Origin of the sequence: Klebsiella sp. Q11, assembly GCF_964241505.1 — a bacterium.
GTDB classification, from domain to species: Bacteria; Pseudomonadota; Gammaproteobacteria; order Enterobacterales; family Enterobacteriaceae; genus Klebsiella; species Klebsiella michiganensis.
Genome location: NZ_CAXSXW010000018.1, coordinates 91,280 through 117,940, shown reverse-complemented (window position 1 = coordinate 117,940; position 26,661 = coordinate 91,280). Strand labels below are relative to the sequence as shown.

Sequence of the window (26,661 nt, the reverse complement as noted above, 5' to 3'; positions counted from 1 at the left end):
AGCCGGGGAGCAAGATGAAAATATTGATCGTCGAAGACGAAATTAAAACAGGTGAATATCTCAGCAAAGGGCTTACAGAGGCAGGGTTCATAGTGGATCACGCTGATAATGGTCTTACCGGATATCATCTCGCCATGACAGCCGAGTATGATTTAGTCATTCTGGATATCATGCTACCTGATGTGAACGGCTGGGATATCATCCGCATGCTGCGCACTGCCGGAAAGGGTATGCCGGTCTTACTGCTGACAGCCCTCGGCACGATCGAACATAGGGTCAAAGGACTGGAACTGGGTGCGGACGATTATCTGGTTAAACCCTTTGCGTTTGCCGAACTGCTCGCCCGGGTGAGAACCCTTCTGAGGCGGGGAAACACGATGATCACGGAAAGCCAGTTTAAGGTGGCTGACCTCTCGATGGATCTCGTATCCAGAAAAGTCAGTCGCGCCGGAAACCGCATTGTGCTCACCAGTAAAGAGTTCAGCCTGCTGGAATTCTTCATTCGCCATCAGGGAGAGGTTCTTCCCCGCTCCCTGATTGCCTCTCAGGTCTGGGACATGAATTTTGACAGCGACACTAATGCGATCGATGTCGCAGTAAAGCGACTCCGCGCTAAAATAGACAACGATTACGAGACAAAGCTGATCCAGACAGTCCGGGGCGTGGGCTACATGCTGGAGGTCCCGGATGCATAGCAAACCTTCCAGACGCCCTTTCTCACTCGCTCTGCGGCTGACCTTTTTTATCAGCCTGTCCACGATACTGGCTTTTATCGCCTTCACCTGGTTTATGCTGCATTCTGTTGAAAATCATTTTGCCGAGCAGGATGTCAGCGATCTTCAACAAATCAGCACCACACTGAACCGTATACTGCAGTCCCCGGTGGATCCGGATGATAAAAAAATAAGCAAAATAAAGGAATCAATTGCCAGCTACCGCAACGTTGCCCTTTTGCTCCTCAATCCCAGGGGTGAAGTGCTCTTTAGCTCAACTCAGGGGGCGGCACTACGCCCGGCAGTGAATTCAGCAGATTTTAGCGAGCACAGCCGCGCACGGGATGTCTTTCTCTGGACGGTGGAGGATCCTGCGGGACCGATGGATACCGGGTCCGAAATGAAGATGGAAACATACAGGATTATCGCCTCCTCTGGTCAGGCGATATTTCAGGGCAAACAGCAGAACTATGTCATGCTGACTGGCCTATCCATTAATTTCCATCTCCATTACCTCGATGCGCTGAAAAAGAACCTGATTGCGATTGCCGTCGTGATAAGCCTGTTGATTGTTCTGATCATTCGAATCGCTGTCCGTCAGGGGCACCTGCCCCTTCGTAATGTCAGCAATGCCATTAAAAACATCACCTCCGAGAATCTTGATGCGCGACTGGAACCGACACGCGTTCCCATTGAGCTGGAGCAACTGGTTATCTCGTTCAATCATATGATTGGAAAGATTGAGGATGTCTTTACCCGCCAGGCCAATTTCTCTGCCGATATCGCGCATGAGATCAGAACGCCCATCACCAATCTGGTGACGCAGACTGAAATCGCACTGAGTCAGGATCGAACACAGAGGGAACTTGAGGATGTCCTCTATTCCAGTCTTGAAGAGTATAACCGGATGACCAAAATGGTCAGCGATATGCTGTTCCTGGCACAGGCAGATAATAATCAGCTGATACCTGACAGGGTCATGTTTGACCTCAGAGCGGAAGTCATGAAAGTCTTCGAGTTTTTCGAAGCCTGGGCCGAAGAACGCAATATCACGCTCAAATTTAACGGGATGCCCTGCCTGGTTGAGGGAGATCCACAAATGTTCAGAAGGGCGATCAATAATCTGTTATCCAATGCCCTGCGTTATACCCCGGAGGGACAGGCAATCACCGTCTCAATAAGAGAGCAGGAGAGCTTTTTTGACCTTGTGATTGAAAATCCGGGGAAACCGATCCCTGAAGAACATTTATCAAGGCTGTTTGACCGTTTTTATCGGGTGGATCCATCCAGACAACGAAAAGGAGAAGGCAGCGGCATCGGCCTTGCGATTGTGAAGTCAATCGTGGAAGCACATCACGGAAGAGTGCAGGTGGAATCAGACGTACGCTCCACGCGTTTTATCTTATCCGTGCCCAGACTGGAGAAAATGATCCCGGAAACCCAATGCTGAAAATAAAGATGTAAATGACAAAGATGTCATTAGCCTGTCATGCAGCAAACAGAAGCCATTCGATATAATTAGTGCAACTTATCAGGAAGGCTGGATTGCTTCATCAATACCCGGCGTCAGAGTACGCCAGGAAATGAATATCCAGCCCTCTTCCGGAGAAATAAACGCTGCCGAACTTGTTTCAGTTATGGAACTGAAAACACCGGTTGTACTTCCCCGGACATCACTAATTCAGAAATGGAGAGTTATCATGAAAAATATCGTATTAGCATCTTTGCTGGGCTTTGGTTTAATTTCATCGGCCTGGGCCACTGAAACCGTGAATATCCATGATCGCGTCAACAATGCACAGGCTCCTGCTCACCAGATGCAGTCTGCTGCGGCTCCAGCCGCCATCCAGGGGGCAGCTCCACGGATGGCCGGTATGGATCAGCATGAACAGGCTATTATTGTTCATGAAACCATGAACAATGGTTCAGCAGATGCACATAAAAAAATGGCGGAAAGTCATCAGAAGATGATGGGAACTGGCACCGTTAACGCTTCCCGTCCGGCGACTTCGTTTGCGGCGATGAATGAACATGAAAGAGCAGCTGTTGCCCATGAATTTACGAATAACGGTCAGTCCGGCCCCCATCAGGCTATGGCTGATGCACACCGCCGCATGATCAATGCGGGCTGATGACAACTGAAGTTTCCGTGCGGTTACCCTTTCCTTGATAGATTGTCCCTTATACGGATATGTTGTTATTTTTTGCCCCCTTCAGGGGGCTTTTTTGTCTGACTCAGCTAAACTTATCCGGTAACCATCTGAAAGGGTTTATTATATGAAAATCACAAATTCGCTTTTTGTTATACTGATGTTATCCCTGCCAGCGATTTCCGCAGAACATTCAGAAATGAAAATGTCAGATATATCCTCATCGGCATCGTCACAGGAATATATGTCCGGCATGAAAGGTATGCATGACAAAATGATGGCCGCTGTAAAAGATTCCGATCCCGACAAGGCTTTTGCGAAAGGCATGGTAGCACACCATGAAGGGGCAATAGCAATGGCTGAGACCGAGCTAAAATACGGAAAAGATCCGGAAATGAGAAAGCTCGCGCAGGACATCATTAAAGCTCAAAAAGGTGAAATTGAGCAGATGAATAAATGGCTTGGCAATCAAAAATAATGATTGCGGAAATAATATATTGCGCGTACAGTACAGAGTGTTCCCGGGCACGGGAACCTGTTAATCGTTAATTAATCAAAACCCGATTCATTTCGGGTTTTTCCTTTTAAACCCCCCAACGCATGCACTGCACCGAGTGAAATTCACCTGAGCCAATTCTGCTTGCTTATTATTTCGATGGGAATTGCTGATTTTAATTAAGTCTATGTTTTAAAGGTGTTTCTCATGCCTGGGTTTGGCAGGGGGTCGTCCTGTTCTCTGGTCATGCGCAATGGCAATTCGCAGTCAGGGCTCAAGACTACTTTTACCTCTTTTTTAACAGAAAGTTTCTGGACCCGATACTTGCCGGAAACATCATCTGCTGTTCATCCCGACCAATAAAACGAAGGTATCACTCTCGTTTGAATCTCACTTACTTTCCATTTTGTAATAAAGAATCAAGTTTTCCAGTGATATATCAATACCAACTTTTTTTAATAACCTTTTTCGCGCAGTGTATATTTCTTTCAGCATATCTTCATAACCCTGACCAAGGTGAATTTGTTTATGGCAATTGCAACACAGAGATATGATATTTTCTTCAACATCAAGAGATGTGTCAAAAGCATCTTGCCTGGACATAGGTACAATGTGATGAGGTTCTGTGTAATTTAAGGATGAATTTCGCCTTCTGAATGTTGGGTGGTCACTATCGACTTCACATTTGTAACCTGCTTTATTCAGCGCATTTTGGGATACGCCTTTACTCCTGGGATACGAGAGGCCATTTTTTACTTCTATTGCATTTTTCTTTGGTTTGGCTTCCCCTGTATATTCAAACGTCTGAACGTTGTCAAAGATATTACTTTTCTCTATGGCATTGATCAACTCATCGTCAGAGTAATACTCACTGCTGGCCATTTCTGTTGTACCAAAAAAATCCAGTTCGTTAATTGCCTGAACAAGTTCCTCACGAATTGTCCATAAGTTTCTTTTGGGTTTTCCGCCGATTTCTTTACTCTTCATTACGGTAATGAATTTTGTACCGGATGCGATATTTCCGACACCTTTAACCTCGAATCTACCAAGTTCTTTTTGAACTCTGCCACCCAGTCCGTTTATGACTCCATTAGCACTCATGCTGTGCAGGTCGTACTTCTTACCAATATCGAAGCATGTGCAGGAATGATTTGGCTCAATAAACCATTTTTTTAACGCTGCAATACTTTTTGTGTCAAAAACTTTATCATTTGTTAATAAAGTTTTCCATTCTTCCACACTGATATCAATGTCACAGACATACTCTCCATCAATCACTTCGCATATTTTTTTAATCACATTCATTCCCCTGTTATACAGATAGTCATAATGAAAATATAAAGCTCGCTAACCGGTATGGTTGCGTAAGGACCGTAGTCTCTCAGAGACCGTGCTTTCTTTTTTTTCAGGCCTGGACACTAAAGGGTCTGTTGCACCCCGAAAAAATTTGTTGCGGGGATTGCTCATTGAGATGAGCCTCTGCTCGATCATACCAGATCAGCAGGCTGCCCCCAATGCTATGGCTTCTTAGTTTGGCCATTATCCGGCCTTCCTCACGACCAATAAAATAGAGACATTACCCGTGACGCTGCCACCGTCTCAGCCCGGAACGATCAGTGAGCGCTTCTGATGACCTTCGGTTTTTTTAACGAAGCGGGTGGGATACGGTTTGTTGCTGAAATCTTAATAATAACCAACAACTGATGCTAATTTCGAACTTTTAACATATATGAATATAAATGTTATGAATAATTGCATTTACAGGAAATATCATGCGTTTTGTCATCCGGGATCCGAAAAAAGGCAAATTCGGATCTTTTCAGGTAACCAATTCAGAGAGATGAAAAAAGCATTAGAGACAGTAAAGATTTTCATGCTGGAGGTATAACTTCCGGGACTAGCAGACGGTCTTCTTTGAGAGGGGCGTCATTCGCATCCTGATAATGACACCCTGAATCTATTCATGGTAAAGCGGTGCTCAGACCGTTGGTGTATCGATTGCCATGGTAATTGAGGGATGGTAATTGCGAACGGCGCCCACAGCCAGCGAGACCGGTTGCCAAGCGAAATCCTCCGTCTGCAGGCTGTACACATCGGCCAGCATATGGCCAAAAGGCCGAACAAAGTTGGTGTTTAGCCATTTGCGCTCGGTGGCCGGTAGTAGCGCCAAAGGGCGTCTGTCATGAATAGCTGGCAGCCATGATGATGAAGCACCGGCACTGGTGTGCTGGCGCGATGTTATACCGCGCATGCCAGTCGGCAGCGGAGCAAATCGGCATATCAGATGCCAGGGCTGCGAGAAATTCCTCTCAGCTATGGAACTGTGCAAAGTGACCACACATAGGCAGCTGATCCTTTTGGCGCTGGACAGTAAAGTATAGAATATTGGTAATTTCAGACCGAGACTCATCATTGTGAGGTTATATTGAACCTTTATTACACCCCAATGATTAACACTCAATTTTTATTGAACCATCAACTTTTCAAGCTTTGAATACATTTCAATGCTTTGATATATAATCGATTTTTTTATTCGTCATTGGCGGACAAAGGAATAGGAATGGCCACTGTTTCCATTAGTTACTCAACATATGACCCCACAGATCAAACCAATGAACGCATATTGGGTACGGAACATATTGATAACATTGAAGAGATTCTAGTACCTTTAAATGATAAGAACACCCCAATATTTATTACAAAAGCATTTTCGGGGGAGGTTTGTAAACGTTGGCGAGTCCGGTTTTTTCTGGGAATTGCACCTGACCATTGGGGCGTTTGGTTAACGGAGAAAGACGTCAGCAAAGACATCTATCTGTCGGAGATTTTGACCAAAAGACGTATAGGCAATGCGGCTGGGTTCGTAAAAAAAGGCGCTATCGTTATCGTTGAGTTTGGACACATTTATCAAACTCTAAATTTTCAAACTGGTTTAACTAAGAGTGCAATGTACCCTTGCAATCACCAAGAAGGGGAAATGCATAAGAGAAGACCAGCGGTGGTCGTCAAAGTTGATAGAAGAGGAGTTACAGTTGTCCCTGTAACATCCAAAGAGCCTGATGCCCATGAGTATAATCGTGCGATTTTCGAGCTTGAAACAGAATCTATCCAACATATCAACGAATTAGATACTGGAAAGCGTAGCTTTGCCGTGTGTGAAATGATCCAGACTGTCTCTCCTACCCGCATCCTTCCTCCTGAATCTAGAGATCATAAAGGTCGTGATCGAACTTATCGCCGGGATGAATCGTTTAGTAGACGGTTATCTCGTAACGATATGAAAGCGCTTGAACAGGGGTTACTTGCTGCCGTAGGTATGTACTCCTTACAGGATAAACTTGATAGAACAATTCAAAAAGGTCAACTGCAGTCAGCTGAGTTGGAGGAGTTACGGCCTGAAGTTGAAGCAATACGGGAAGAACTTGCGGAGTTGAGGGATAAATACCGTATATTGTCTGACTTGTACCTAGCATCATCTGGGCATGTTACAAGAGAAGACGTTGAGCAAGAAGTTATAGAGTACATGGAGCTTGACTAACAGTCAGAATAGTGATGTACTTAGCACATCGGTAGGGGTAAAGAGACGGCACTCTCCCTGCGACGCTGAAAGATGCAAGCCGACGAACACAAATTTTCGCAGTGCAAAAAGGCCACCAAATGAGGTGGCCTTTTTGTATCTATGTTGGTCGATTCTTTTTTTCATACTCTTGACGCGAATAAAGATCTCTGGTGATTTGTTTATAAACTGGTTTTTTAAACAACATAAGTTAAAACACTGGTTACGCTGCGACGCTTAATCTTCAGGGGCGTACTCTCTGTAATGGTCTTCCAATCAATATCCTCCGCAACCTGAATGGTTTACCGTGATGTGCTCCGGCATACGTAAATCCGATACCGGAGCTACGGAGTGATTATTCCTGAAGGTGCAGCTCCTTCAGATTCGTTTCAAAGTAATCAACATAAATTCGCTCATTTTTAGGCTTCATTATCAGCTGGATACCGTTGGGAACGGGCGGACATGAGGCCCGGTAAGCGAACATCTCATCCTGGATATTCCGGAGCGTATAACCAAGTTTCTCTTCTTCAGCTCTTCCGGAAACCCGGATGCCGGATAATTCCTTTTCAACGTATTTTTTCAGCTTCTCGCTTCTTTTCATACTGCTGCGATTATCCAGAAACTGAAGCAAGAAATAGCGTATGACCGGCAATGTGAACACTACATAGAAAAGGATCTCATTCAGCCCAGATTTCATGGCGATGCCGTAAACAAGCATCGCGACAGGCGAGACAATGAATGCTGAAAGATAAAACACGTGCAGCACCTCCCTGAGCGATTTGTCCCAGCCGAGGTTTTTTCCGTGGCACAGGAGCGCCATTACGGCCTGCGGCGCGTCATACACCTTACTGACGTACCATCCCTCTTCACCAAATCGCTTTCGTGCTTTTTCCGGACTGTTTCTGAAGTATTCAGCTGCCCGGATGATTTCATCCCTTGAGATCTCCTCCACCTTCAGTTCATTGCACCGGATGCCAAGTACCCGGCAGTCGTACATTTCCTGGATTGAGGCTGCCTTCCTGCGCAGTGCCGATATGTATCCACTGATGGCAATGTTAAAGGTAAGCACCAGAAGTCCATACAATCCCAACAGTGAAGACAACAGTTCTGAATCGACAAATCCTCGGCTTCGGTTGTATACGGTAACCAGCGAAAGCAGGAGAGGCACGATGGTGCTGAAGAGAAAATTGAGCTTGTTCCAGTTTTTTACCCTGTCGTACACACGGGCCTGCGCATACAGTAAATCCAAATTTTCTCTGGTCGACTGGTTCGTGTAAATGGCATTCATGGCTCACCCGTAAACAGGAAAGGATGGCCCGAACACGTCGCGCCATTTATTGATGGATTTTTCATACTCTTTATCATTTTCAAACTGTCTCGCCTCCGATGCCTTCTGCGCATCGAGATAACATCTGTCCGATATCGCCTTACGAGCCTCGGCAGAAAGAGAGTTGATATCTCCCTGTATGCCTTTGGGATCGTTAACGGAGAACTGTACGAAAAGACCAAGATGGCGGAATAGCGCTTCCAGCTCCATATCGACAAACGATAAGCAGGAGGTCCTGCCGGCGTAATAGTCCAGAATTAGCGTCTCCAGCAGGTAGGAGCTCATGGACGGCATTGTCGAACGCAGCTGCCAGTATTTGACAGCCCGGATAACATTGAGAACATTACCGTCATTCTTAACGTTGATAGCCTTGACTCTGTCTCTGTCAATTCGGGGATCAGTAAATTTCCAGTGTCCGTTCCCGTCTGGGATCAGATAATACGTTTTACCATAGGCATCTTCACTGGTAATAAAGCAGGGCACGATATCGAAATTCCAGTCTTTACTGACCAGCTTAAGCGTTACGGCTTCCTGGTTACGCCTGATATCAGCCTGGGCATACTGGGCAATATCCTGCAGACGGTTTTTAAAGGCATTCAGAATTCTGACGGAGCAGACGGTGTCTGCCCCGGAATGTCGGTAACGGTGCAGACGTGACCCCTCTCCGGAGGAGGTTACAGTTACCCGGTCACTCAGGATGGTATAGGTGGCACCTTGCCCGGTTAAGCCAAACATCAGATCGATATCATCAAGCGGACGAATTTTGGTTCTTCTTGCGAACGAACCGAAAGCAATGTGGATCCCGGGATAACTCACCGGAAAAACCTCATCATTTTCAAAATCATTAATCTTACCGATTAGCCAGTCGCGACTTGCACGCGCGTCATCGGTGTCTGCCTTTTCGAGATTCACGGTATCTTTCATAAATTCGTTAAAGGCAGCTATTACTGTGGTCGCCATGTTCAGTCCTTTAATTTTTTCATGCAAAACGCGCAGGGCTCTGTCGTAAACCTGAACACTTCAGTACCCCGGAAGAGTCGGTACATTTTATTCTTATTACCGTAAGTTAAAAACCGCCTCGCTCTCTACAAGCACATATAATTTACATGGGAAATAAGAATCTCACTCTTTTATTGATAATTATGCAAATATTTTAAATTATTAATGTCAATTATGCATTAATGCTATTATGTTTAAAATCTACAATTAATGTTGCATTATCAGCACAAATACTTCTTCATTCCTCCTGAGATCCGAAAAAAGTAAGTCCCGGATCTTCACCCCTCTGCGTCGTTTTTGTCCGGTCATGCCTGCGGATTTATCAGATGCAATACACTGTATTTAAACTGTTATTTTTCCATTACGCGGCACCCGCGCTGTTCAGCGCGGGCGGGTGTCACCGCGCCAGTAAACACCGCTTTGCTTCTTTCCTGACCGTGGTACACTTCCGGAAAGTCTCAGATAGCGTAAAAGTCGGATTCACCAGAAACCGGCATCCGGTAATTTACTAGTGTTGTTATAAGGTTGCTAATTATTAGATAATGAAAATGTTACGACAGGGAGAATCACCTAAGTGACAGTGAATGATGCTGCACATCATAATTGCTCTGAGTGATTATTAACCTGCAAACCAGAAAGGAGGTCAGGATGGGACGTTCCGTTAAGGTCAAAATCGGTGGAAGGGAGTTTGCGTCCAAAAAAGCCGCTGTGGACTATTTCATGGATCAGCGTGAGGCTGTAAAGGGATCTGGCCCGCTCCGGGAAGGTCAGTTCTTTGATGAGCTGCTGGAGCTCTATACACGGTACTGTGAGGTCACAAACTGGGAGTTGAGTAACAGAGTGATTTACGCATTCAGTGTTGATTATGAACCACGCAAGAATGGCCAGACCTGGGCATCGCATCTCTGCTACTGGGTGCAGTTTTCACCGAAGGACAAATTATCCTTTTCGGTAAGGGAAGCAGTGGATGAGATCGCAAAAGCTGCAGCTGAACAACCGTAGCTGAGTGCGGGATTTCCGGATAAGGTACCGAACCGGGGCTGTTAAAAGATTCTGGAGCTGAAATGAAAAAGGGAAAAACGTCAGAACCGGGGCTGCTGGCCAGCGACAGCGACTGGCACAATAATGCCTGCCTGAATTACATGCCGGATCATGGTACAGCTTACACCGAAGGTTACAGGCGGGCTGCTGATATTCTGATTAACCACATTGATGAATCCGGGCGGGACCAGGATTTTCTGGTTTATCCGGTGTTGTTTCTCTACAGGCATCACATCGAACTCATTATCAAACAAATTATTGGGCTGGCTCTGGCACTGACAGAAGAGCCGGATAAACGCCAGTACAAAAAAGATGACCATAACCTGAATACCTTATGGCCGCTGGCACAAAAGCTGATCCTGGACGTTGATGACAGCTACCGGCCTTCCGATTTTAAAATCGTCAAAGAGGTGGTTAAAGCTCTTCACCAGGTGGATGAACGGGCGACAGATTTCCGTTATGCCCGGAGAAATGACGGCACCCGCAGCCTCGAGGGGATCCATTACGTTAATACTCGTCGCTTCGGGGAAAAAATGGGGGAGGCTTCAGATTTACTGGATGGAATAGATAACCGCCTCCGGTACCTGCTGGACTGTAACGCCGAATGGAATAGTATTCTGGGCAGCTTCTGACAGCCAGAAACGGTGCGAAACTCCATCAGACTTACCTGAACACCCAATGATACGGAGATATCGATTATGACAGGCCTCATACCTTCAGCTACTTCTCAGGGCTCGATGGCCGCCCTGCCACGGTAAGACGCATCTTTCGCGGAAAGCGCACCCGTCATGTGATGATGTTTGACGAAATGTCAATGCTGTACGAAAAAGAGAAAACCCGAATGATAAAGGTATATGTATATGAGTGATAACAACAATTCTGTTTCACACCAGACCATTGAACTGCTGACACGCTGTCTGCAGCTGCAGTCAGAAAAAGACGGTATTCAGCGCCCCACGCCTGACAAAGCGCTGGTTGGCGTGCCCGTTGATGACTTCACCCGCCAGATCCATCAGGCCTGCCTGTACGCCTCGATGACCGACAGCCTGCTGGCCCTGCAAAACCGACTGGCCGATACGGGCCGGCAGCTGGAACAGCAGGGGCAGATCCACGTCGACGCCGGCGAAAACTACGCCGTGGCCGCTGTTGCCTGGCTTGAACGCTTTACGGGGACAGAGAACGCGCAATGACGGTACCTGTTCCGGCCATTCCCGGCGTACACTCTGGTGTGATCCCATCGCAGCTGCCGGTCGCTGTCGACTATCCGGCGGCACTGGCCCTGCGACAGATGGCGCTCGTACAGGATGAGCTGCCGAAATACCTGCTGGCGCCGGAAGTGAGTGCCCTGCTCCACTATGTGCCTGATCTTCATCGCAAGATGTTGCTGGCGACGCTCTGGAATACCGGCGCCCGGATTAACGAAGCCCTGGCGCTGACCAGGGGAGATTTTTCGCTGGCTCCACCGTATCCGTTTGTTCAGCTGGCCACCCTCAAGCAGCGTACAGAGAAAGCGGCCAGAACGGCAGGAAGAGCACCTGCAGGCAGTCAGGCCCATCGCCTGGTTCCCCTCTCCGATCACCAGTACGTCAGCCAGCTGCAGATGATGGTGGCCACCCTGAAAATTCCGCTGGAAAGACGAAACAAGCGCACCGGCAGAATAGAGAAGGCGCGTATCTGGGAGATCACAGACCGTACCGTTCGCACCTGGCTTAGCGAAGCGGTGGAGGCCGCAGCGGCCGACGGGGTGACGTTCTCAGTACCGGTGACCCCCCATACGTTCCGTCACTCCTACGCGATGCACATGCTGTACGCCGGTATTCCGCTGAAAGTGCTGCAGAGCCTGATGGGCCACAAATCGATTAGCTCGACGGAAGTCTATACGAAGGTGTTCGCACTTGATGTTGCTGCGCGTCATCGAGTTCAGTTCCAGATGCCCGAAGCGGATGCGGTGGCCATGCTGAAAGGGAATACTTAGTGTAGAGGGGAATGATGCTGGCGAACGTCCTGCTCGCCGCTGAGGTCTGTCAGAAGTTATCTGGCCCAACTGGCGGGAATATCTGCACTGTATCCCTGATACCGCTCATAAATCGCATGCTGAAGCATTTTAATACGATCTGACAATGTGTCGGCGTCCGACATATGCCGCCATTCCCCCTCAATAGTGGGTTTCCAACCATCCGGGAGATTGAGCGTGATCAATACCTTTGTATCACGAATAATCACCCCGTCAGTGAAAGGATTAAGACCACTCCTTACGGTATTGTTTATCTGTATATATTCAAGTTTCATCTTGTTTCCTCATGTTGTCCGGATCGCAAGCATAGATATCTGAACTCAAATTGCCTAGCTAAGCGTTTGGATATGCCGCTTTTTACCCCTTATACAGCGAAGCTGGCCAATGGCCAGCCCGCATGGACTTATCGCTTTTGCCAGTATATCAGCATGGCAAGGAACAGGATTGTTGCCCCCTGAGAAGCGGGTGAGGCAGTCAGGAACGTCTCCAGCAATGGCATTATCGTAAATCTCCGCATTATTAATTTAAGGTGTGTCATAGGCCTTGGCCGCGTTTACAGGAAGTAGTGTTCTGTCACGACGGCAGCCAGGGTTAATAAAAACGATTCGAATATGCCTGCAGGGACGATAGAAATCTTCGTGCGGGTTGTCACGTTGGCGGAGTAGGTCAACAATGAAGAGAACAAGCTTTATGCCTTACGTCGCGGAAAATTAAATGTAAGGCGTTGAAAAGTCGCTTACGCAACTCAGTTATGGCGGGTCGGATCTCTCACAACCGGTGGAACTGGACTGTATGTTCTGTATGTCTAAATTCCGGCCACGGATATGAGCGAGCCAGCAGTGCTCGCCGCAGCCGAGCGACAGGGCAAAGCCCCGAGTGAGCGAGGAAGCACCAGGGAACAGAACTCATAAATTCTGCATACGCTCAATGCCTGAAAAATCACCTCCCCTAGGGGTTATCCACTTATCCACGGGGATATTTTTATAAGATCTTTTTTAATAGTTGTTAGATCTTTATTTTTAGAATGCTCACAGGCCTTTATCCATGCGGGTTCCAGGGAGGGATCTGTGACAAACCGCCCTTTCAGTGTGACAAATTACCCTCAAATAGCCGTCCTTTCTGTGACAAGTTGCCCTTAACCCTGTGACAAATTGCCCTCAGGAAGTGTTGCTTTTCACAAAGTTATCCATCTCTGTTGACTCTGTTTTATAAAGTGTGACAATCTGAAAACCTGTCACACTTCACATGGACCTGTCATGGCGGAAATAGCGGTTATAAACCATAAAAAACGTAAAAATAGCCCGCGGATTGTCCAGTCAAATGAGCTGACTGAGGCGGCATATAGTCTTTCCAGGGATCAAAAACGTATGCTGTATCTGTTCGTTGATCAGATCAGAAAATCCGACGGCTCCCTGCAAGAACATGATGGCATTTGCGAAATTCACGTTGCTAAATACGCTGAAACATTCGGGCTGACCTCCGCTGAAGCCAGTAAGGATATACGACAGGCTTTAAAAGGTTTTGCAGGTAAGGAAGTGGTTTTCTATCGCCCTGAAGAGGATGCCGGCGATGAAAAAGGGTATGAATCCTTTCCCTGGTTTATCAAACGTGCGCACAGTCCATCCAGAGGGCTTTACAGCGTACATATCAACCCATATCTCATTCCCTTCTTCATCGGGCTACAGAACCGGTTTACGCAGTTCCGGCTAAGTGAAACAAAAGAGATTACCAATCCGTATGCAATGCGTTTATACGAATCCCTGTGTCAGTACCGTAAACCTGATGGCTCAGGTGTCGTGTCTCTGAAAATCGACTGGATCATGGAGCGCTACCAACTACCTCAAAGCTACCAGCGTATGCCGGATTTTCGCCGGCGTTTCCTGCAGGCAAGTGTTGATGAGATCAATAGCCGGACACCAATGCGCCTCTCTTACATCGAGAAAAAGAAAGGCCGCCAGACGACTCATATCGTATTTTCCTTCCGTGATATTACCTCGATGACAACAGAATAGTTTGAGGGTTATCTGTCACAGATTTGAGGGTGGTTCGTCACATTAGATCCGGCAGGTTGAGGGTGATTTGTCACAGTTTTGCTGTTCCATCCCTGGTGGCCTGCGCTTATTCATAGTTTTTTGGCTATAACCGGTAGTGAAACCAAGTTTGAGGGCAATTTGTCACAATACATGAGTGCAGTTTGTCACAGTTAAATGAGTGCAGTTTGTCACAGTTAAATGAGTGCAGTTTGTCACACTAGGTCTTCCCCTCTTCCCGTTAGTCATGTGACATGAGGGGGCAAGTTCGTCATAATCAATGAGGGCAGATTGTCACACTTGTTGCTCTGATCAGGCTATCCGTGTGTGCCTATACTTGTGGTGTTTCCCGCAGCCCTGGCCGTCCATGAAGTTGACCTGTTTCCCACAGAGGATGGATAACTCTTCTTGTGCTGAGCGTAAGAGCTATCTGCCTGTACAGTTCCTCCCCGCTTCCTCGCCAGTTCGCTCGCTACGCTCGGTTACATGGCTGCGGCGAGCGCTGATACCCTTCTCTATACCCTTTTGTACGAGTTGTTGTGTGATGGTCATAAGTGCGTCTGCGTGTTGCGGCACTGTGATTGAGTGGCACGCCCGTCGAGCTTCTCCCCCCTCCTGTTGAGAGCGAAATCAAAACAATATGATTTTTTGCTTGCAACATGACTCTTTTTGTTCAAAATGACAAAAAACGTCATGAGGTGATAAATGGACAATATTGAGCAGTTACGGAAAGTTGCTACACGTGCAGGTAAGCTTCTGACATCTTTGAGCGAGAGTATCCGCCAGCAAAAAGAGGAATTGAAGCTTACCGAGTTCTATCAGGAATACAGCAAAGCCGCTCTGTATAAGCTGCCTAAGCTCAGTAAAGGCAGTGTTGAGTATGCTGTGGCCGAAATGGAAGCCGGTGGCTACATTTTCAAAAAGAAACCTTCTGGTAATACAATGAAATACGCGATGACGATTCAGAATGTCATCGATCTGTATAACCATCGTAAAGTACCCAAGTACAGGGATCGCTTCGATAAAGCCTTTACGATTTTTGTATGTAATCTTAAAGGTGGTGGTTCCAAGACAGTTTCTACCGCTTCATTATCACATGCTTTTCGAGCTCATCCTCAGCTTCTGTTCGAAGACCTGCGTATTCTGGCCATCGATTTCGATCCGCAGGCATCTCTGACAATGTTCCTGAGCCATGAGAATTCAGTGGGCCTGGTTGAAAATACGGCTGCTCAGGCCATGCTCCAGAACGTGTCTCGTGAAGAATTACTTTCCGATTTTATAGTACCGTCTATTATCCCTGGTGTTGATGTAATCCCCGCTTCCATTGACGATGCATTCCTTGCTGAAGGCTGGAAGGGATTGTGTGAAGAACATCTTCCAGGGAAAAATATTCATGCTGTGCTTAAAGAGAACATTATCGATAAGCTCCAGCATGACTACGACTTTATTTTCCTTGATAGTGGTCCTCACCTTGATGCGTTCCTGAAAAACTGCATTGGGGCGGCAGACCTGATGTTGACCCCTCTTCCACCGGCTACGGTTGATTTTCATTCTTCCCTGAAGTTTGTGGCCAGCCTCCCTGCCCTCATAGATTCCATCGAAATGGATGGGCACACCTGCAATCTCATCGGTAATGTCGGCTTCATGTCCAAGATCCTGAACAAGTCTGATCACAAAATTTGCCATAGTCAGGCCAAAGAGGTTTTCGGTGCCGATATGCTAGACATGGTTCTGCCGAGACTGGATGGTTTCGAACGCTGCGGGGAGACTTTTGACACAGTTATTTCAGCAAATCCAGCAACCTATGATGGAAGTACAGAGGCACTAAAAAGCGCAAAATCAGCAGCGGAAGACTTTGCGAAGGCAGTCTTTGATCGCATCGAGTTCATTCGTACTAACGGAGGTATGTGATGTCGAATGAGAAAAGAAAAACCATCGGCAGACAGTTAAATACTCAGGCGTCAATGGTCGAAATGACGGACACCGGTAGAAGCCAGGTATTTACCTTAAAAACCGGCAGGAAGGTAACGTTCAGGTTTGTTCGGGTGCCTGCATCTGAAGTTGAAAGTAAGACCTTCGTAAACCAGGAAAACAACGGAAGAGATCAACTTGCACTGACCAGGGAGTCCCTGAAATCCATTATCCAGACGATTAAGTTTCAGCAGTTCTTTCCCTGTATTGGTATTAAGCAAAGTGAAAGGATTGAGATACTGGATGGTTCAAGACGGCGAGCCTCAGCAATTTTTGTCCGTACAGGCCTTGATGTAATGGTCACCGAAGAACATTTATCAGCTGATGAAGCTCGCCAACTGGCTAAAGATATCCAGACAGCTAAAGAACATAATCTTCGGGAGATTGGCCTGAGATTGATCGCTCTTAAAGAGTCCGGATTTAATCAAAAGGAAATTGCTGAACTGGAGGGGTTATCTCAGGCTAAAGTTACCAGGGCGCTGCAGGCGGCGGCCGTACCGCAAGACTTGATTTCTCTGTTCCCGGTTCAGTCGGAGCTATCGTTTAGTGACTATAAACTTCTTTTAGAAGTTAATGAAAAACTCAGTGAAAAGGGATTAACGCCTGAAGAACTCATTCAGTCTGTATCAGCTCAGCTCGATGCAATTTTGAGTGATGGCGAACGACCAGAAGACGAACAGAAAGCCAGTATTCTGAAGCTGATTTCTCAGGCATCTCAGGCATTGATAGATCCATCTCCCAAGGAAAAGTCAGTGGTTTCCCCACTCTGGTCTTTTGAAGAAAAGGACAAGTTCGCGCGTAAGCGTGTGAAAGGGCGTACGCTGACTTATGAGTTTAGCCGTATGTCAAAAGTGATTCAGGATGAACTGGACAAGGCTATCAACGAGGTCCTTGACAGAAATTTGAGTCAATAATTTCGCCATGGCGATTTCACATCTAACTTATTGTAATTAGGCAGTTTAGGCTGAGAATTTCAAGGTGAAATCGCCAAAGTTTCACGCCAGTTTCGCTGCAGGAATATCTGACCATCGTGTCGTATAAGCAGGAGAAAGCATCTCCCGTTTCATCTGCCATTCCGGGGCCATACCCCGCCCCGCAAACCATACTTTACCCAGCCCTGAGTTGTTGATCCCGTCCAGAACCCTCATCAGCTCAGCACTGTGAGGGCGTGGCGGGCGTTCGTCGAACAGCTGCAGCTGCGAAACGCCGGAGCCGGTGAAGTCATTCAGCATAACTCCGGCTTTGGCATACCGGTGCCCATCCCTCCAGATACGCTCCAGAGCCGTTGTGGCGGCTGCAATGATGTCCCTGGTGTCCTGAGTGGGTGTAAGAAGTTTTTCCGTAGCCACGTTGCCGTAGTAAGGCTCTTTAACGGCGAACGGAGACGTTTTGATGAAAACGGAAATATGCCGGCAATACTGGTGCTCTTTACGCAGCTTTTCAGAGGCCCGCTCTGCGTGCTGACAGATAGCCTGACGGAGCGACTCGTACTCCGTGATCTTCACGCCAAAACTGCGGCTGCAGACAATTTGCTGTTTCGTCGGAGGGGCTTCCTCAAGCGAAAGGCAGCTTTCCCCGTTCAGTTCCCGTACCGTTCGCTCAAGGACGACAGAAAAATTTTTGCGGATGAAGGCCGGGTTCGTCAGAGCCAGATCGAGCGCGGTCTTTATGCCCAGCACATTTAGCTTGCGTGCAATACGGTTACCCACCCCCCAGATTTCTTCAACCGGCTGCAGTGAAAGCAGTTTCCGCGTTCTCTGCGGATTTCCCCTGGTCAGAGCGAGTACGCCACGAAACTGTTTCCACTCTTTTGAGGCCCACTGGGCTGATTTTGCGAGGGTTTTCGTTGGTCCGGCGCCCACGCCAATGGTCAGGCGGGTACAGTCATACACGTGCTGACGCAGCAGCCGGCCGAAGTCCTCAAGCTCCATACAGTGCTCCACGCCGGTCAGGTCGAGGAACATCTCATCAATTGAATACTGTTCCACCCTGGGGGCCAGTTCCTCCAGGCAGTTCATCACGCGCGCCGACATCGAGGCGTAAAGTTCATAGTTACTTGAAAACGCATATATTTTTTCCGGGTACCTTTCGTTTTTTATCTGAAACCACGGAGTCCCCATTTTGATCCAGGGCTTCGCCTCGGCGCTGCGAGCGATTACGTTCCCGTCGTTGTTGCTCAGGACGACTATTGGCTTTCCTTTCAAATCCGGTCGGAAAACACGTTCACAGCTGGCATAGAAGCTGTTCACATCGGCCAGGGCAAACATCAGTACATCTCTCTCGGGCGGTGGATGATATGCGTGACGACGCCAAAGATATCCAGCTCGTCGGGGTCAGGATAAATCGGCGACCAGGAGGCATTCATGGGCTGCAGCGTCAGTCGTGGCGTCAGCAGAAGCCTTTTCACCGTAAACTCCCCCTGTACGCTGGCGACAACGATATCGCCGTGCCGCGGCTTTTCAGCACTGTCCACAACCAGCAGATCGCCATTGTACAGACTGCCGTCGGCCATGCTGTCTCCGCTGGCACGCAGATAGTAAGTCGCGCTCGGATGCCGTATGCAGTAATCATGGAGATCCAGATCGGACTCGACATAGTCAGCTGCAGGGCTGGGAAAACCGCAGCTGGCCAGATCGGCAAACAATGGATGGGCCTGTGGCGGGAGTTCTTTCCCGGTGCTGAAAAGCTGTAGTTTCATCTTTCCTCCTGATATCTCAAAACACTGGTTATGCATACAGTATATTTGACAGCGTGACGATAATCCAGAACGCCCGCCGCACGAACATTTTGAGTAAATAAAGGTGCTCAAAATGTCATTGTTAATCATTTTGATGTATTTATATTGCTCATATTGAGAAATATAACTTTGTTTTTTTCATTTTGCTCTTATAATTAGTATCAAATTGAGTGTAATTAACGGAGCATAATGATGAATATTTACTGCGATGATGGTTCAACTAATGTTAAGCTGGCATGGTTTGAAGGAGATGAGCTTCAGACACGGGTCTCTGCGAACTCCTTCAGGCATGGCTGGAAAGTGGCGGAATTCAGTGCGGCAACGTTCAATTATCAGGTGGGCACGCTGAAATACACCTGGGACAGCGTCAGCCGGGATGCCATCCCGACAACAAACGTGGAATATCAGTACGGTGATCTCAACCTGCTGGCTGTGCATCATGCGCTGCTGAACAGCGGACTGGAGCCGCAACCGGTGAGCCTGACCGTGACGCTGCCCCTGAGTGAATATTACGACGGGGACTGCCAGCGGAACGAGGAGAACATACGACGCAAACGAGAAAACCTGATGCGTGAGCTGGTTCTGAATAAGGGCAGAGCATTTACCGTAACGGACGTGAAGGTGATGCCGGAATCACTGCCGGCGGCGTTCTCCCGTCTCGCGGAGCTGAAGCCCGGACCCGCTGAGACCACCCTGATTATTGATCTCGGCGGAACCACGCTCGATGCCGGCGTGATTGTCGGACAGTTTGATGATATCAGTGCGGTACACGGTAATCCGTCTGTCGGCGTGTCACAGGTCACCCGCGCAGCTGCAGGCGCGCTGCGGGCGGCAGACAGCGAAACCAGCGCGCTTATTGCCGACACGGTCATCCGCAACCGCAATGATCGTCAGTATCTGCAGCGTGTGATCAACGATGCAGGTAAAATTGACGAGGTTCGGAACAAAATAACAGAGGCAATCACCTCCCTGGGTGCGCGAGTCACCAGTGAGCTGACTGCCTTCAGGAACGTTAACCGGGTATTCCTGGTCGGGGGAGGGGCCTCCCTCATAGAAGAAGCTATCCGTCAGGCCTGGCCTCTGGCCCCTGACCGTATCGAGGTTATAGGCGATCCGCAGATGGCGCTGGCCAGGGAGATTGCCCTTTACAATAAAGAGGACTAAACGTGCCGGACGGCCAGTATTCTTTCTATCTGCACAGCGACGATCGCACCGACATCGCGGCGATGGCAACCATCAGCACCATCTCACAGCCCCTGCGCGGTGAGTTCATCCGTACCGCCGCCACCGCCGGGGCGGTGGTATACCAGGTGGATGCCCGTTTACCGGCGCTGATCCCGGTGTTCTTTGCCGGGCAGCTGAGCGCTGCCCGCCTTTGCGCTGTTATGGCCCTGGTCTCCGGAACCTGGTCCTCACTCACAGGACTTCCAGATGAGCCCGAAAATGGTGAGGCTGCTCTGCCCATGTCACCGGAGACGGAATACCAGCGCCGGCGTTACACCCTGACGCTTCAAAATGGCCGGAGTGGGGAACGGGTGGAAAGTGTGCTGACGGAAGCGTCATCCCGTCTGCGTGGGGATCTGCTGAGAAACCTGATTATCACCGGTCTGGCCCTCCACACGACGGCACCGGAACTGCCGCGCCTGTTGACCAGTATGCCGGTACCGCCCACCTCGGTCAGTGAGCTGCAGGCACTGGTTCAGCAGATGGCCGGCACCACTGCCGTGAACAGGGCTGCTGCTGCAGTACCGGATACGCCGGCAACATCTGCCATGCCGGTGTCTGGTTCGGATACCCGGGAAATAAAGAAAAATATGCGGCGTGCATTCGGTGACTAAAAGTACGAGTCACATCCAGTAATATACCGATATCAAATGGTTTTCATCCCCAGGGAGATTCTCATGTCACCAGGATTCAGAAGTGTTCTCCGTTTCGCCCGCATTCCCGTCGACAGCAGTGAACTGGTCCGCAGGAAATTCGGCAGCCGACTGATTGGCATTGTGACGCTGTGTCTGCTTCCGCTTCTGGTTTTTGACGTTCCGCAGTGGGTTTTCATTTTGTCGCAGGTCATCTGGGGGGCAGGCGTCTATATTGGCCTGTCCGTGGCCGGAGACAAGACCCGGCCACGCTGATATCCTTTCCGCTTTGCTTAAAAAAAGAACAGCTGACGCGGCGCCTGTCTTAGTGCTCTTCTCCGCCACCTGCCTCCAGGTTATCCACAGCGTTAAACAGACGTTTTGTGGATAGCGGGTTCCCGACAGTTTCTTCTGCTTTCACCCGTTAACCCGTGCCTCCGCTGCCGCACGCTGCCAGTGTGCCGCGTCCGGTTTGCCACGGGACGGGCGCCTTTACAAATCCTGCCTGGCGTGGTGGCGGTTTGCGCCATGCTGAGGAACGCCCTTCAAGCCGCTTTCGCGGCATAACCTCGCCGTCGAAAAGGGTGCGGCAGATGGTGTATTACCTGGTATCCGCGACTGACCTGGAGCAGGCCGAAGCGGGTGTCCTGGAAATGGGGCGCACCTGGTGGCCATCCCTGAAACGCGAGGATGACCGGCATCGGTAGGAGTATCCCGGTGGTCTGGTTTGACAGCATCATTCTGCTCGAGGACGTGGAGAACAGCACCCTGCGCGGGCTGAAGTTCCTCGATGTGTGGACCGTGACCGGCGCGCCGGATGCCCCGGTACTGCGTGACGAGTGGGGGAATGACTGGCGGGATACCACACGCTGACATGACATCTGCCGGGCAGAGCTCCTGCCCGGTACGTCAGAAAATAATGATGTCGCGTTGCTCCGCATCGATGCCGCGCCTGGCGCGGGGATAGTCACTGCCCGGAGCCAGTGTGCCGCGCCCGGGCGGACACGGGACGGGCGGCTTTTCCGCTCCTGTCCGGCGTCGTTGTGATTTTACGCCATCCACTCGCATTCTGATGATCGCCCTTCAAGCCGCTTTCGCGGCATAGCCTTGCCGTCGGAAAGACTGACGGCTGCGGTATTCCACGGTCAGCTTGACCCGTTACCGGTCGCGGCGTACAGGCTCCGGGCAGCAGGGAACGGACGTCGTACCGACGTCCTCCTGAGTGCCCCCTGTCACCACGAGGTATCCCTATGTCCCGTTTTATCCTGGGTAACTGTATCGATATTATGGGCGGCTTTCCCGATCGCGCCGTCGATTTCATTCTGACCGATCCCCCGTACCTGGTCGGCTTCCGTGACCGTTCCGGCCGCACCCTCGCCGGCGACAAAACTGACGAATGGCTTCAGCCTGCCTGCAATCAGATGTACCGCGTACTCAAAAAGGACGCGCTGATGGTCAGTTTTTATGGCTGGAACCGCGTCGATCGTTTTATGGCCGCGTGGAAAAGTGCCGGGTTCAGCGTGGTCGGGCATCTGGTGTTCACCAAAACTTACGCGTCCAAATCCGCCTATGTCGGCTACCGCCATGAATGCGCCTATGTCCTGGCAAAAGGCCGTCCGCCTCTGCCGCAGGACCCGCTGCCGGACGTGCTGGGCTGGAAATACAGCGGCAACCGCCACCATCCGACCGAAAAGCCAGTGACCAGTCTTCAGCCGCTGATCGAGAGCTTCACACACCCGAACGCCATTGTTCTCGACCCGTTTGCCGGCTCTGGTTCCACCTGTGTGGCTGCCCTCCAGGCTGGGCGCCGTTACATCGGTATTGAACTGATGGAGCAGTACCACAACGCCGGAATCGCCCGCCTGTCAGCTGTCCAGCGCGCCATGCAGCGCCCGGCCGCCAACGACGTCTTTTATCCGGAGGCCGCGTAATGAACTATGCCGGACACGAAAAGCTGCGCGCAGAGGTGGCGGGACTGGCCAACAACATGTGTGACCTGCGGGCAACGCTGAACAACATGGAGCACCGCTACCGCTTTGATTCCGATGTGCTGGCCGAACGCCTGACCCGCCAGACGCTTTTTCGCATCAATGCCCTGTTTATGGCGGCGTACAACGACATTCTTGAGCTGGATGCCTGCTTTAAGGACTAAGGAGAAAAACCATGTACGGAACCTGTGAAACCCTCTGCCGGTTGCTGAGTGAGCTCTATCCCGCAGAAACCCCGCTGAACCTGATTGTCTGGTCCCCGGAGGATATCGAAGCGCTGGCCGGTGGGATGGAATGTGTCGTATCTGAACAGGACATAAAGGCGGTGCTGGAGCGCATGGACGCCATACCGGAAGACCAGCGGCTTGAGTCGGGTGTGTCTGCCGGTGCGGTGATGGACCTGATCGATGAGGTAAAAGAGGCCGTTCCGGGAGTCCTGGTGCCGGCTGACCTGCTCGAAACCCTGCTCATCACCACGGAACAGGCGTTGTGGGGCAGGGAATGGGCCGCCCGGGACGGTAACTATCCTGTGCCGGAAAGCGTTACTCACCGCCTTGCTGATGCAGCAAAAGTGCGTGCATTACTGAAAAACTGACATCCACACGCCGCCCGGGCGGCGTGTCATTACCCTGTTTCGAGGAAGATACCATGCAGGAAACCACCACCTTAAACGCCCTTGTGATGCGCCGTGCACGTGATCTGCTGGCTGATTACGGATGGCCGGTCCATACCGATGTTGGCCAGCGTGATCCGGTAAATAAACCGGGATGGATAAGTATTTATGTCCGTCTGGACGCGGCCGCTATTGTTCACCTGCTTCCTTTGCTTTGTACCGGTGGAGTACCCGCAGCGCTGCAAACTGCCATGACAAAAATAGCCGGGACGCCAGCGCAGATTATTTTATCCGGCAGCCGCTATGCCGACGCGCCGCAACTGCCGGAGGACGGAACACAGATAACCTTTCCCTGGGCCGGGGAATGGCTGACAGAGCCTGAAATTCAGGCTGTGACGGATTGCCTGTTTCGTGCCGTGCGGGATATTTCCCGGCAGGTCCGGGAGGATGCGCGCCGGATTGAGGCCGCACTGACCACGCGCGGGGAAACGCTGTTTTACCGCCAGACACGAAATTTCCGTCTGGTTGTGAAGGAAAGTGATATGCCCTGCTGGCTGGACGAAGAGGACGACAATGTACCGGTGGTACTGGATGCCCTCCAGAACAAAGGCGCGCGCTACAGTGCCGTTGAGTACTTTGTTATCAGCGACAAAGTGGATCAGATCCTGGCATGTGGGCAGATATGTGATGTGTTACGGATACCGGGAGAGCCTGCGCGCCGGTGGATGGATTTATCCCTGTTACATGAGGTCATGGCAGAAGCGCGCGCAGAAATCACCTTTGTCCGCAGTGCCCTTTCAACAATCCGGTCAGTGTCGTGAACCGCCGGGGGTTGCGGCCCCCGGGAGCATCCTGGAAGGATAAGGCTGTCGCCGGCTCCGCTTTTCCTCGGCCCCGTCCCTGCGTGACGTTGCCTGAGAGCTTTCCACTCTGTCAGTGCTGTGCGTGTGCGGGCGGTGTCGCAGTCCATGTGATGACGGAGGTTTTACCATGCAGTATGTGACAACGCGCCCTGTCCTGAATGTTGAAGAGTCCGATCGGCTTTCTTTCCTGCCGTACATGTTCGGCACGGATTTCATGATCGCAGAATTACAGGTGTATGCCCTGGCGAAAAAATGGATGCCTGAAGTTGACGGCGGTTTCTGGCACTTCATCCGCTTACCAGAAGGGGGTGGCTACATGATGCCTGATTGCGGGCGGGTTCATCTGGTGAACGGTGAAAACTGGTTCGATCGTACCGTCAGTGCCGACGCGGCGGGCATTATTCTGACCAGCCTGGCAGTTAACCGTCGTCTGGCGTCCTGGCATGACTGCGGTAACCCGGCCCTGACCCACCTTTACATGCTGCGTGATGCCCAGATCTGGGATCACATTACCTTTCACCCGGAATGCAACGCCATTTACGCCGCGCTGGACTGATTAACGACCCGGACGGCATGTATCCAGTAACGGAATCATACACGGCGGGGAAATCCCGCCGGTTAAGGAGAATACCGATGAATATTGCAACAGAAACCCGTGAAATACTCCGACAGTACAAAGCCCTGATTAATGCCCGCCGCCGTGATGCCGGTCAGCGGGAACTGACAACCGCACAGGTCATGGATGAAATCTGCGAGTACATGACCTGTCAGTGTGCCGTGTATCTCGCCGGTCATTTCATCTTACAGGGTGGAAAAGGACGGTAAGCACGATGGCAGGCGCAGGAGGAGAGGGCGCCTGTCTGCCCGCGCGCAAAACCCTGGCAGGCTGTGCCTGCCGGAGAGGCGTTTCGCCGCGCCTGCGGCGCCGCACACGCTCTCTCCGTTACTGGTCGATAAGATCGACGAAAGGGGATACTCTCTCCTGAGTTGTTTCTTAACCGGTAATGCCGATGTCAAAGTGGAATATCGCCTCTTTCTCAAAAGAAGAACAGGACAAAGTCTCCGTCGATAAAGCGGCCGCTGCCGTCGCATGGCAGGAGCGTATGAACAAGCCTGTTGTGCCCGAACTCGCGGAGCGTGAACAGCCTGGGCATCTCCGTGAGTATTTCCGGGAAAGATTGCGTATTCACAGACTGAACAGTCAGCAGCTGCCGCGCGCAAATGCTCCTGAATATCAGAAGACAGAAGAAAGTTAAGGAGAGTGGGCCAGTGGTTGCTTTCCTGAATTCAGCCTGGCACAGCATTGTGCTGTACAGAAAAGGAAAAAATTTCCGTTCCTGACGTTCCTTTTTCACGACGGGCGTCCAGGCGGGCTGTCGTGAACGGAGCCAGCCTGGCTGTCTCCGCCCTGCCGGGCTTCCATCCCATGACGCAACGTCAACGGCAGGCTTACAGCCTCCGTTCCGGAGGCGCCGCCCTGTCGCGCCGTGCCCTGCGCTCCCTGCACCCCGGCCAGTGACCGCCGGGCTGTAAGGGGCACCGCCGTTTCGCGTGCCGCGCTCCGACGCTGCGGCGGGTCCCCGCTCTGTTCCGCTCCTGGTGCATCACCCGTTTAAGCCCCTTTCGCCTGGGCTGAGACAAGCACAACCCGCCTGGTTGTCCAGGGCCGGCGTGGCCTTTCGCAATAAATTTTCCCCGGCCATTCCGCAGGCTCCATTAGACCGGAAAAAATTTCCCGCTCACCCCGGACATCTGCACCGGGCCGTGCTCGTTGACGCCCTTGCGGCGAAGGTTCTCAAACGGGTGAAGTTTATACCATCGGGAATATCGCAGCCGGTTCCCGCAAACGTCAAAACCGCGGCTCCCGAAACTCAACGGGTGATGTTCTTTAAAAATCAGGAAAAAAACGATGCTGATTAAAGGAGGCAGAAGAAGCAGACAACGAACCGCAGAAATGAAAAAAGCAGGGTAGCCCCTGCTTAATCCACGCCGTAAAAATCGCTCGAACGGTTCTACGGCTTCATTAACTACCAGAAGGAGTTAACGTAATGATCGTTACCATTGTTTCACCTTCCGCAGAGGCTGTAAAGCCCCGCCGTCATCCGCGCATTTTCCGCGCCGATATTCCCGCGCCGGAGATTGACCCCGCGTTAAAGGCTTTTGGCCGTCATATCGCCAGAAGTCACCGCAAGGGGCGCGGCGTTCATATCCCCGCGATGAAAAACGCCGCTTTTGGGCAGGTGCTCCGCACGCTCGAACTGAAACGCGCATTTAACTGATGAGGTGAGCCGCCCCGCGAGGGGCGGC

31 protein-coding genes and 4 pseudogenes are annotated in these 26,661 nt (G+C 50.4%); 25 read left to right on the top strand and 10 right to left on the bottom strand.

What is annotated here, in order from left to right:
• Nucleotides 1-14 precede the first annotated feature (14 nt).
• The 4 genes from silR (at nucleotide 15) to ACESQ2_RS24525 (ending at nucleotide 3,341) form a co-directional block, all read left to right on the top strand.
• Complete coding sequence (gene silR / locus ACESQ2_RS24540) at nucleotides 15-695, top strand: copper/silver response regulator transcription factor SilR (protein ID WP_049074556.1); 681 nt, start codon at nucleotides 15-17, stop codon at nucleotides 693-695.
• Nucleotides 688-2,163, top strand: a complete 1,476-nt coding sequence (silS, locus tag ACESQ2_RS24535; protein WP_004118652.1) for a copper/silver sensor histidine kinase SilS — start codon at nucleotides 688-690, stop codon at nucleotides 2,161-2,163. The genes silR and silS overlap by 8 nt, the downstream gene beginning before the upstream one ends.
• 250 nt (nucleotides 2,164-2,413) lie before the next feature.
• Nucleotides 2,414-2,845, top strand: coding sequence for a silver-binding protein SilE (silE, locus tag ACESQ2_RS24530; protein ID WP_004118649.1), 432 nt, complete (start codon nucleotides 2,414-2,416; stop codon nucleotides 2,843-2,845).
• A gap of 145 nt (nucleotides 2,846-2,990) precedes the next feature.
• Nucleotides 2,991-3,341 carry a DUF305 domain-containing protein gene (locus ACESQ2_RS24525; RefSeq protein ID WP_032716639.1) on the top strand — a complete coding sequence of 117 codons (351 nt, stop codon included), beginning with the start codon at nucleotides 2,991-2,993 and terminating at the stop codon, nucleotides 3,339-3,341.
• A gap of 408 nt (nucleotides 3,342-3,749) precedes the next feature.
• On the opposite strand, the gene ACESQ2_RS24520 is transcribed toward ACESQ2_RS24525, so the two are convergent.
• Nucleotides 3,750-4,658 (bottom strand): HNH endonuclease, encoded by a 909-nt coding sequence (locus ACESQ2_RS24520; RefSeq protein ID WP_049074569.1) that lies wholly within the window; start codon nucleotides 4,656-4,658, stop codon nucleotides 3,750-3,752.
• Nucleotides 4,659-5,337: 679 nt separating this feature from the next.
• A pseudogene (locus tag ACESQ2_RS24515) lies at nucleotides 5,338-5,650 on the bottom strand (hypothetical protein).
• Between the two features lie 269 nt (nucleotides 5,651-5,919).
• On the opposite strand from ACESQ2_RS24515, the gene ACESQ2_RS24510 reads away from it, so the two are divergent.
• Complete coding sequence (locus ACESQ2_RS24510; protein WP_049074561.1) at nucleotides 5,920-6,897, top strand: type II toxin-antitoxin system PemK/MazF family toxin; 978 nt, start codon at nucleotides 5,920-5,922, stop codon at nucleotides 6,895-6,897.
• Nucleotides 6,898-7,270: 373 nt separating this feature from the next.
• Here the strand turns inward: ACESQ2_RS24510 and ACESQ2_RS24505 are convergent, their stop codons facing one another.
• Together ACESQ2_RS24505 and ACESQ2_RS24500 are read right to left on the bottom strand one after the other, a co-directional pair.
• A complete protein-coding gene (locus tag ACESQ2_RS24505) occupies nucleotides 7,271-8,203 on the bottom strand; it encodes an S-4TM family putative pore-forming effector (protein WP_063858700.1) in 933 nt (310 codons plus the stop codon).
• 3 nt (nucleotides 8,204-8,206) lie between these two features.
• The gene (locus tag ACESQ2_RS24500) at nucleotides 8,207-9,202 is read right to left on the bottom strand and encodes a hypothetical protein (protein ID WP_049074565.1); all 996 of its coding nucleotides are present in this window, start codon (nucleotides 9,200-9,202) and stop codon (nucleotides 8,207-8,209) included.
• Nucleotides 9,203-9,889: 687 nt separating this feature from the next.
• Between ACESQ2_RS24500 and ACESQ2_RS24495 the strand changes: the two genes are divergently transcribed.
• The 4 genes from ACESQ2_RS24495 (at nucleotide 9,890) to ACESQ2_RS24480 (ending at nucleotide 12,257) form a co-directional block, all read left to right on the top strand.
• Nucleotides 9,890-10,243, top strand: coding sequence for a hypothetical protein (locus ACESQ2_RS24495; RefSeq protein WP_032700769.1), 354 nt, complete (start codon nucleotides 9,890-9,892; stop codon nucleotides 10,241-10,243).
• Nucleotides 10,244-10,305: 62 nt separating this feature from the next.
• Nucleotides 10,306-10,914 carry a hypothetical protein gene (locus tag ACESQ2_RS24490; protein ID WP_032700768.1) on the top strand — a complete coding sequence of 203 codons (609 nt, stop codon included), beginning with the start codon at nucleotides 10,306-10,308 and terminating at the stop codon, nucleotides 10,912-10,914.
• Between the two features lie 228 nt (nucleotides 10,915-11,142).
• Complete coding sequence (locus ACESQ2_RS24485) at nucleotides 11,143-11,472, top strand: hypothetical protein (RefSeq protein ID WP_032700767.1); 330 nt, start codon at nucleotides 11,143-11,145, stop codon at nucleotides 11,470-11,472.
• Entirely contained in the window at nucleotides 11,469-12,257 is a 789-nt protein-coding gene (locus ACESQ2_RS24480; RefSeq protein ID WP_047722707.1) for a site-specific integrase, read from the top strand. The genes ACESQ2_RS24485 and ACESQ2_RS24480 overlap by 4 nt, the downstream gene beginning before the upstream one ends.
• Nucleotides 12,258-12,313: 56 nt before the next feature.
• Here the strand turns inward: ACESQ2_RS24480 and ACESQ2_RS24475 are convergent, their stop codons facing one another.
• Entirely contained in the window at nucleotides 12,314-12,571 is a 258-nt protein-coding gene (locus ACESQ2_RS24475; protein ID WP_032700766.1) for a hypothetical protein, read from the bottom strand.
• Between the two features lie 128 nt (nucleotides 12,572-12,699).
• Entirely contained in the window at nucleotides 12,700-12,813 is a 114-nt protein-coding gene (locus ACESQ2_RS24470) for a hypothetical protein (protein ID WP_162180131.1), read from the bottom strand.
• 739 nt (nucleotides 12,814-13,552) lie between these two features.
• Between ACESQ2_RS24470 and repE the strand changes: the two genes are divergently transcribed.
• Nucleotides 13,553-14,308: a replication initiation protein RepE gene (gene repE, locus ACESQ2_RS24465; protein ID WP_001568031.1), complete on the top strand. Its 756-nt coding sequence runs from the start codon at nucleotides 13,553-13,555 to the stop codon at nucleotides 14,306-14,308.
• Nucleotides 14,309-14,826: 518 nt separating this feature from the next.
• Here repE and ACESQ2_RS24460 read toward each other — a convergent pair.
• A pseudogene (locus tag ACESQ2_RS24460) lies at nucleotides 14,827-14,902 on the bottom strand (hypothetical protein); the annotation flags it as partial.
• A gap of 129 nt (nucleotides 14,903-15,031) precedes the next feature.
• Here ACESQ2_RS24460 and ACESQ2_RS24455 point away from each other — a divergent pair.
• Nucleotides 15,032-16,237 (top strand): AAA family ATPase, encoded by a 1,206-nt coding sequence (locus ACESQ2_RS24455; RefSeq protein ID WP_011977818.1) that lies wholly within the window; start codon nucleotides 15,032-15,034, stop codon nucleotides 16,235-16,237.
• Entirely contained in the window at nucleotides 16,237-17,211 is a 975-nt protein-coding gene (locus tag ACESQ2_RS24450; RefSeq protein WP_021312406.1) for a ParB family protein, read from the top strand. Before ACESQ2_RS24455 ends, ACESQ2_RS24450 begins: the two co-directional genes overlap by 1 nt.
• A gap of 81 nt (nucleotides 17,212-17,292) precedes the next feature.
• On the opposite strand, the gene ACESQ2_RS24445 is transcribed toward ACESQ2_RS24450, so the two are convergent.
• On the bottom strand, nucleotides 17,293-18,564 hold the full coding sequence (locus ACESQ2_RS24445; RefSeq protein ID WP_373171445.1) for a Y-family DNA polymerase: 1,272 nt from the start codon (nucleotides 18,562-18,564) through the stop codon (nucleotides 17,293-17,295).
• On the bottom strand, nucleotides 18,564-18,995 hold the full coding sequence (umuD, locus tag ACESQ2_RS24440) for a translesion error-prone DNA polymerase V autoproteolytic subunit (protein WP_001568036.1): 432 nt from the start codon (nucleotides 18,993-18,995) through the stop codon (nucleotides 18,564-18,566). Before umuD ends, ACESQ2_RS24445 begins: the two co-directional genes overlap by 1 nt.
• 231 nt (nucleotides 18,996-19,226) lie before the next feature.
• Between umuD and parM the strand changes: the two genes are divergently transcribed.
• From parM to ACESQ2_RS24385, 11 genes and pseudogenes are all read left to right on the top strand, one after another.
• Nucleotides 19,227-20,198 (top strand): plasmid segregation protein ParM domain-containing protein, encoded by a 972-nt coding sequence (gene parM, locus ACESQ2_RS24435; RefSeq protein WP_032425559.1) that lies wholly within the window; start codon nucleotides 19,227-19,229, stop codon nucleotides 20,196-20,198.
• 2 nt (nucleotides 20,199-20,200) lie between these two features.
• Nucleotides 20,201-20,872 (top strand): plasmid partitioning/stability family protein, encoded by a 672-nt coding sequence (locus ACESQ2_RS24430; protein WP_032700854.1) that lies wholly within the window; start codon nucleotides 20,201-20,203, stop codon nucleotides 20,870-20,872.
• A 63-nt stretch (nucleotides 20,873-20,935) separates the two neighbouring features.
• The gene (locus tag ACESQ2_RS24425) at nucleotides 20,936-21,166 is read left to right on the top strand and encodes a hypothetical protein (protein ID WP_032700853.1); all 231 of its coding nucleotides are present in this window, start codon (nucleotides 20,936-20,938) and stop codon (nucleotides 21,164-21,166) included.
• A gap of 317 nt (nucleotides 21,167-21,483) precedes the next feature.
• Nucleotides 21,484-21,763, top strand: a pseudogene (locus ACESQ2_RS24420) (hypothetical protein).
• 377 nt (nucleotides 21,764-22,140) lie between these two features.
• A complete protein-coding gene (locus ACESQ2_RS24415) occupies nucleotides 22,141-22,821 on the top strand; it encodes a DNA methylase (RefSeq protein WP_032700852.1) in 681 nt (226 codons plus the stop codon).
• Nucleotides 22,821-23,042: a hypothetical protein gene (locus ACESQ2_RS24410; protein ID WP_032700851.1), complete on the top strand. Its 222-nt coding sequence runs from the start codon at nucleotides 22,821-22,823 to the stop codon at nucleotides 23,040-23,042. Before ACESQ2_RS24415 ends, ACESQ2_RS24410 begins: the two co-directional genes overlap by 1 nt.
• 11 nt (nucleotides 23,043-23,053) lie before the next feature.
• Nucleotides 23,054-23,473, top strand: coding sequence for a DUF1380 family protein (locus ACESQ2_RS24405; protein WP_032700850.1), 420 nt, complete (start codon nucleotides 23,054-23,056; stop codon nucleotides 23,471-23,473).
• Nucleotides 23,474-23,526: 53 nt separating this feature from the next.
• Nucleotides 23,527-24,312 carry a hypothetical protein gene (locus tag ACESQ2_RS24400; RefSeq protein ID WP_042946295.1) on the top strand — a complete coding sequence of 262 codons (786 nt, stop codon included), beginning with the start codon at nucleotides 23,527-23,529 and terminating at the stop codon, nucleotides 24,310-24,312.
• Nucleotides 24,313-24,481: 169 nt separating this feature from the next.
• Nucleotides 24,482-24,910: an antirestriction protein gene (locus ACESQ2_RS24395; protein WP_032700848.1), complete on the top strand. Its 429-nt coding sequence runs from the start codon at nucleotides 24,482-24,484 to the stop codon at nucleotides 24,908-24,910.
• A 77-nt stretch (nucleotides 24,911-24,987) separates the two neighbouring features.
• Complete coding sequence (locus ACESQ2_RS24390; protein WP_032700847.1) at nucleotides 24,988-25,179, top strand: hypothetical protein; 192 nt, start codon at nucleotides 24,988-24,990, stop codon at nucleotides 25,177-25,179.
• A 185-nt stretch (nucleotides 25,180-25,364) separates the two neighbouring features.
• Nucleotides 25,365-25,610, top strand: a complete 246-nt coding sequence (locus ACESQ2_RS24385) for a DNA polymerase III subunit theta (RefSeq protein ID WP_074172513.1) — start codon at nucleotides 25,365-25,367, stop codon at nucleotides 25,608-25,610.
• Between the two features lie 110 nt (nucleotides 25,611-25,720).
• Here ACESQ2_RS24385 and ACESQ2_RS24380 read toward each other — a convergent pair.
• A pseudogene (locus ACESQ2_RS24380) lies at nucleotides 25,721-25,933 on the bottom strand (hypothetical protein); the annotation flags it as partial.
• 92 nt (nucleotides 25,934-26,025) lie between these two features.
• Here ACESQ2_RS24380 and ACESQ2_RS24375 point away from each other — a divergent pair.
• Nucleotides 26,026-26,274, top strand: a complete 249-nt coding sequence (locus ACESQ2_RS24375) for a hypothetical protein (RefSeq protein WP_223306709.1) — start codon at nucleotides 26,026-26,028, stop codon at nucleotides 26,272-26,274.
• A 128-nt stretch (nucleotides 26,275-26,402) separates the two neighbouring features.
• A complete protein-coding gene (locus ACESQ2_RS24370) occupies nucleotides 26,403-26,633 on the top strand; it encodes a hypothetical protein (RefSeq protein ID WP_032700845.1) in 231 nt (76 codons plus the stop codon).
• The last annotated feature ends 28 nt before the right edge of the window (nucleotides 26,634-26,661 follow it).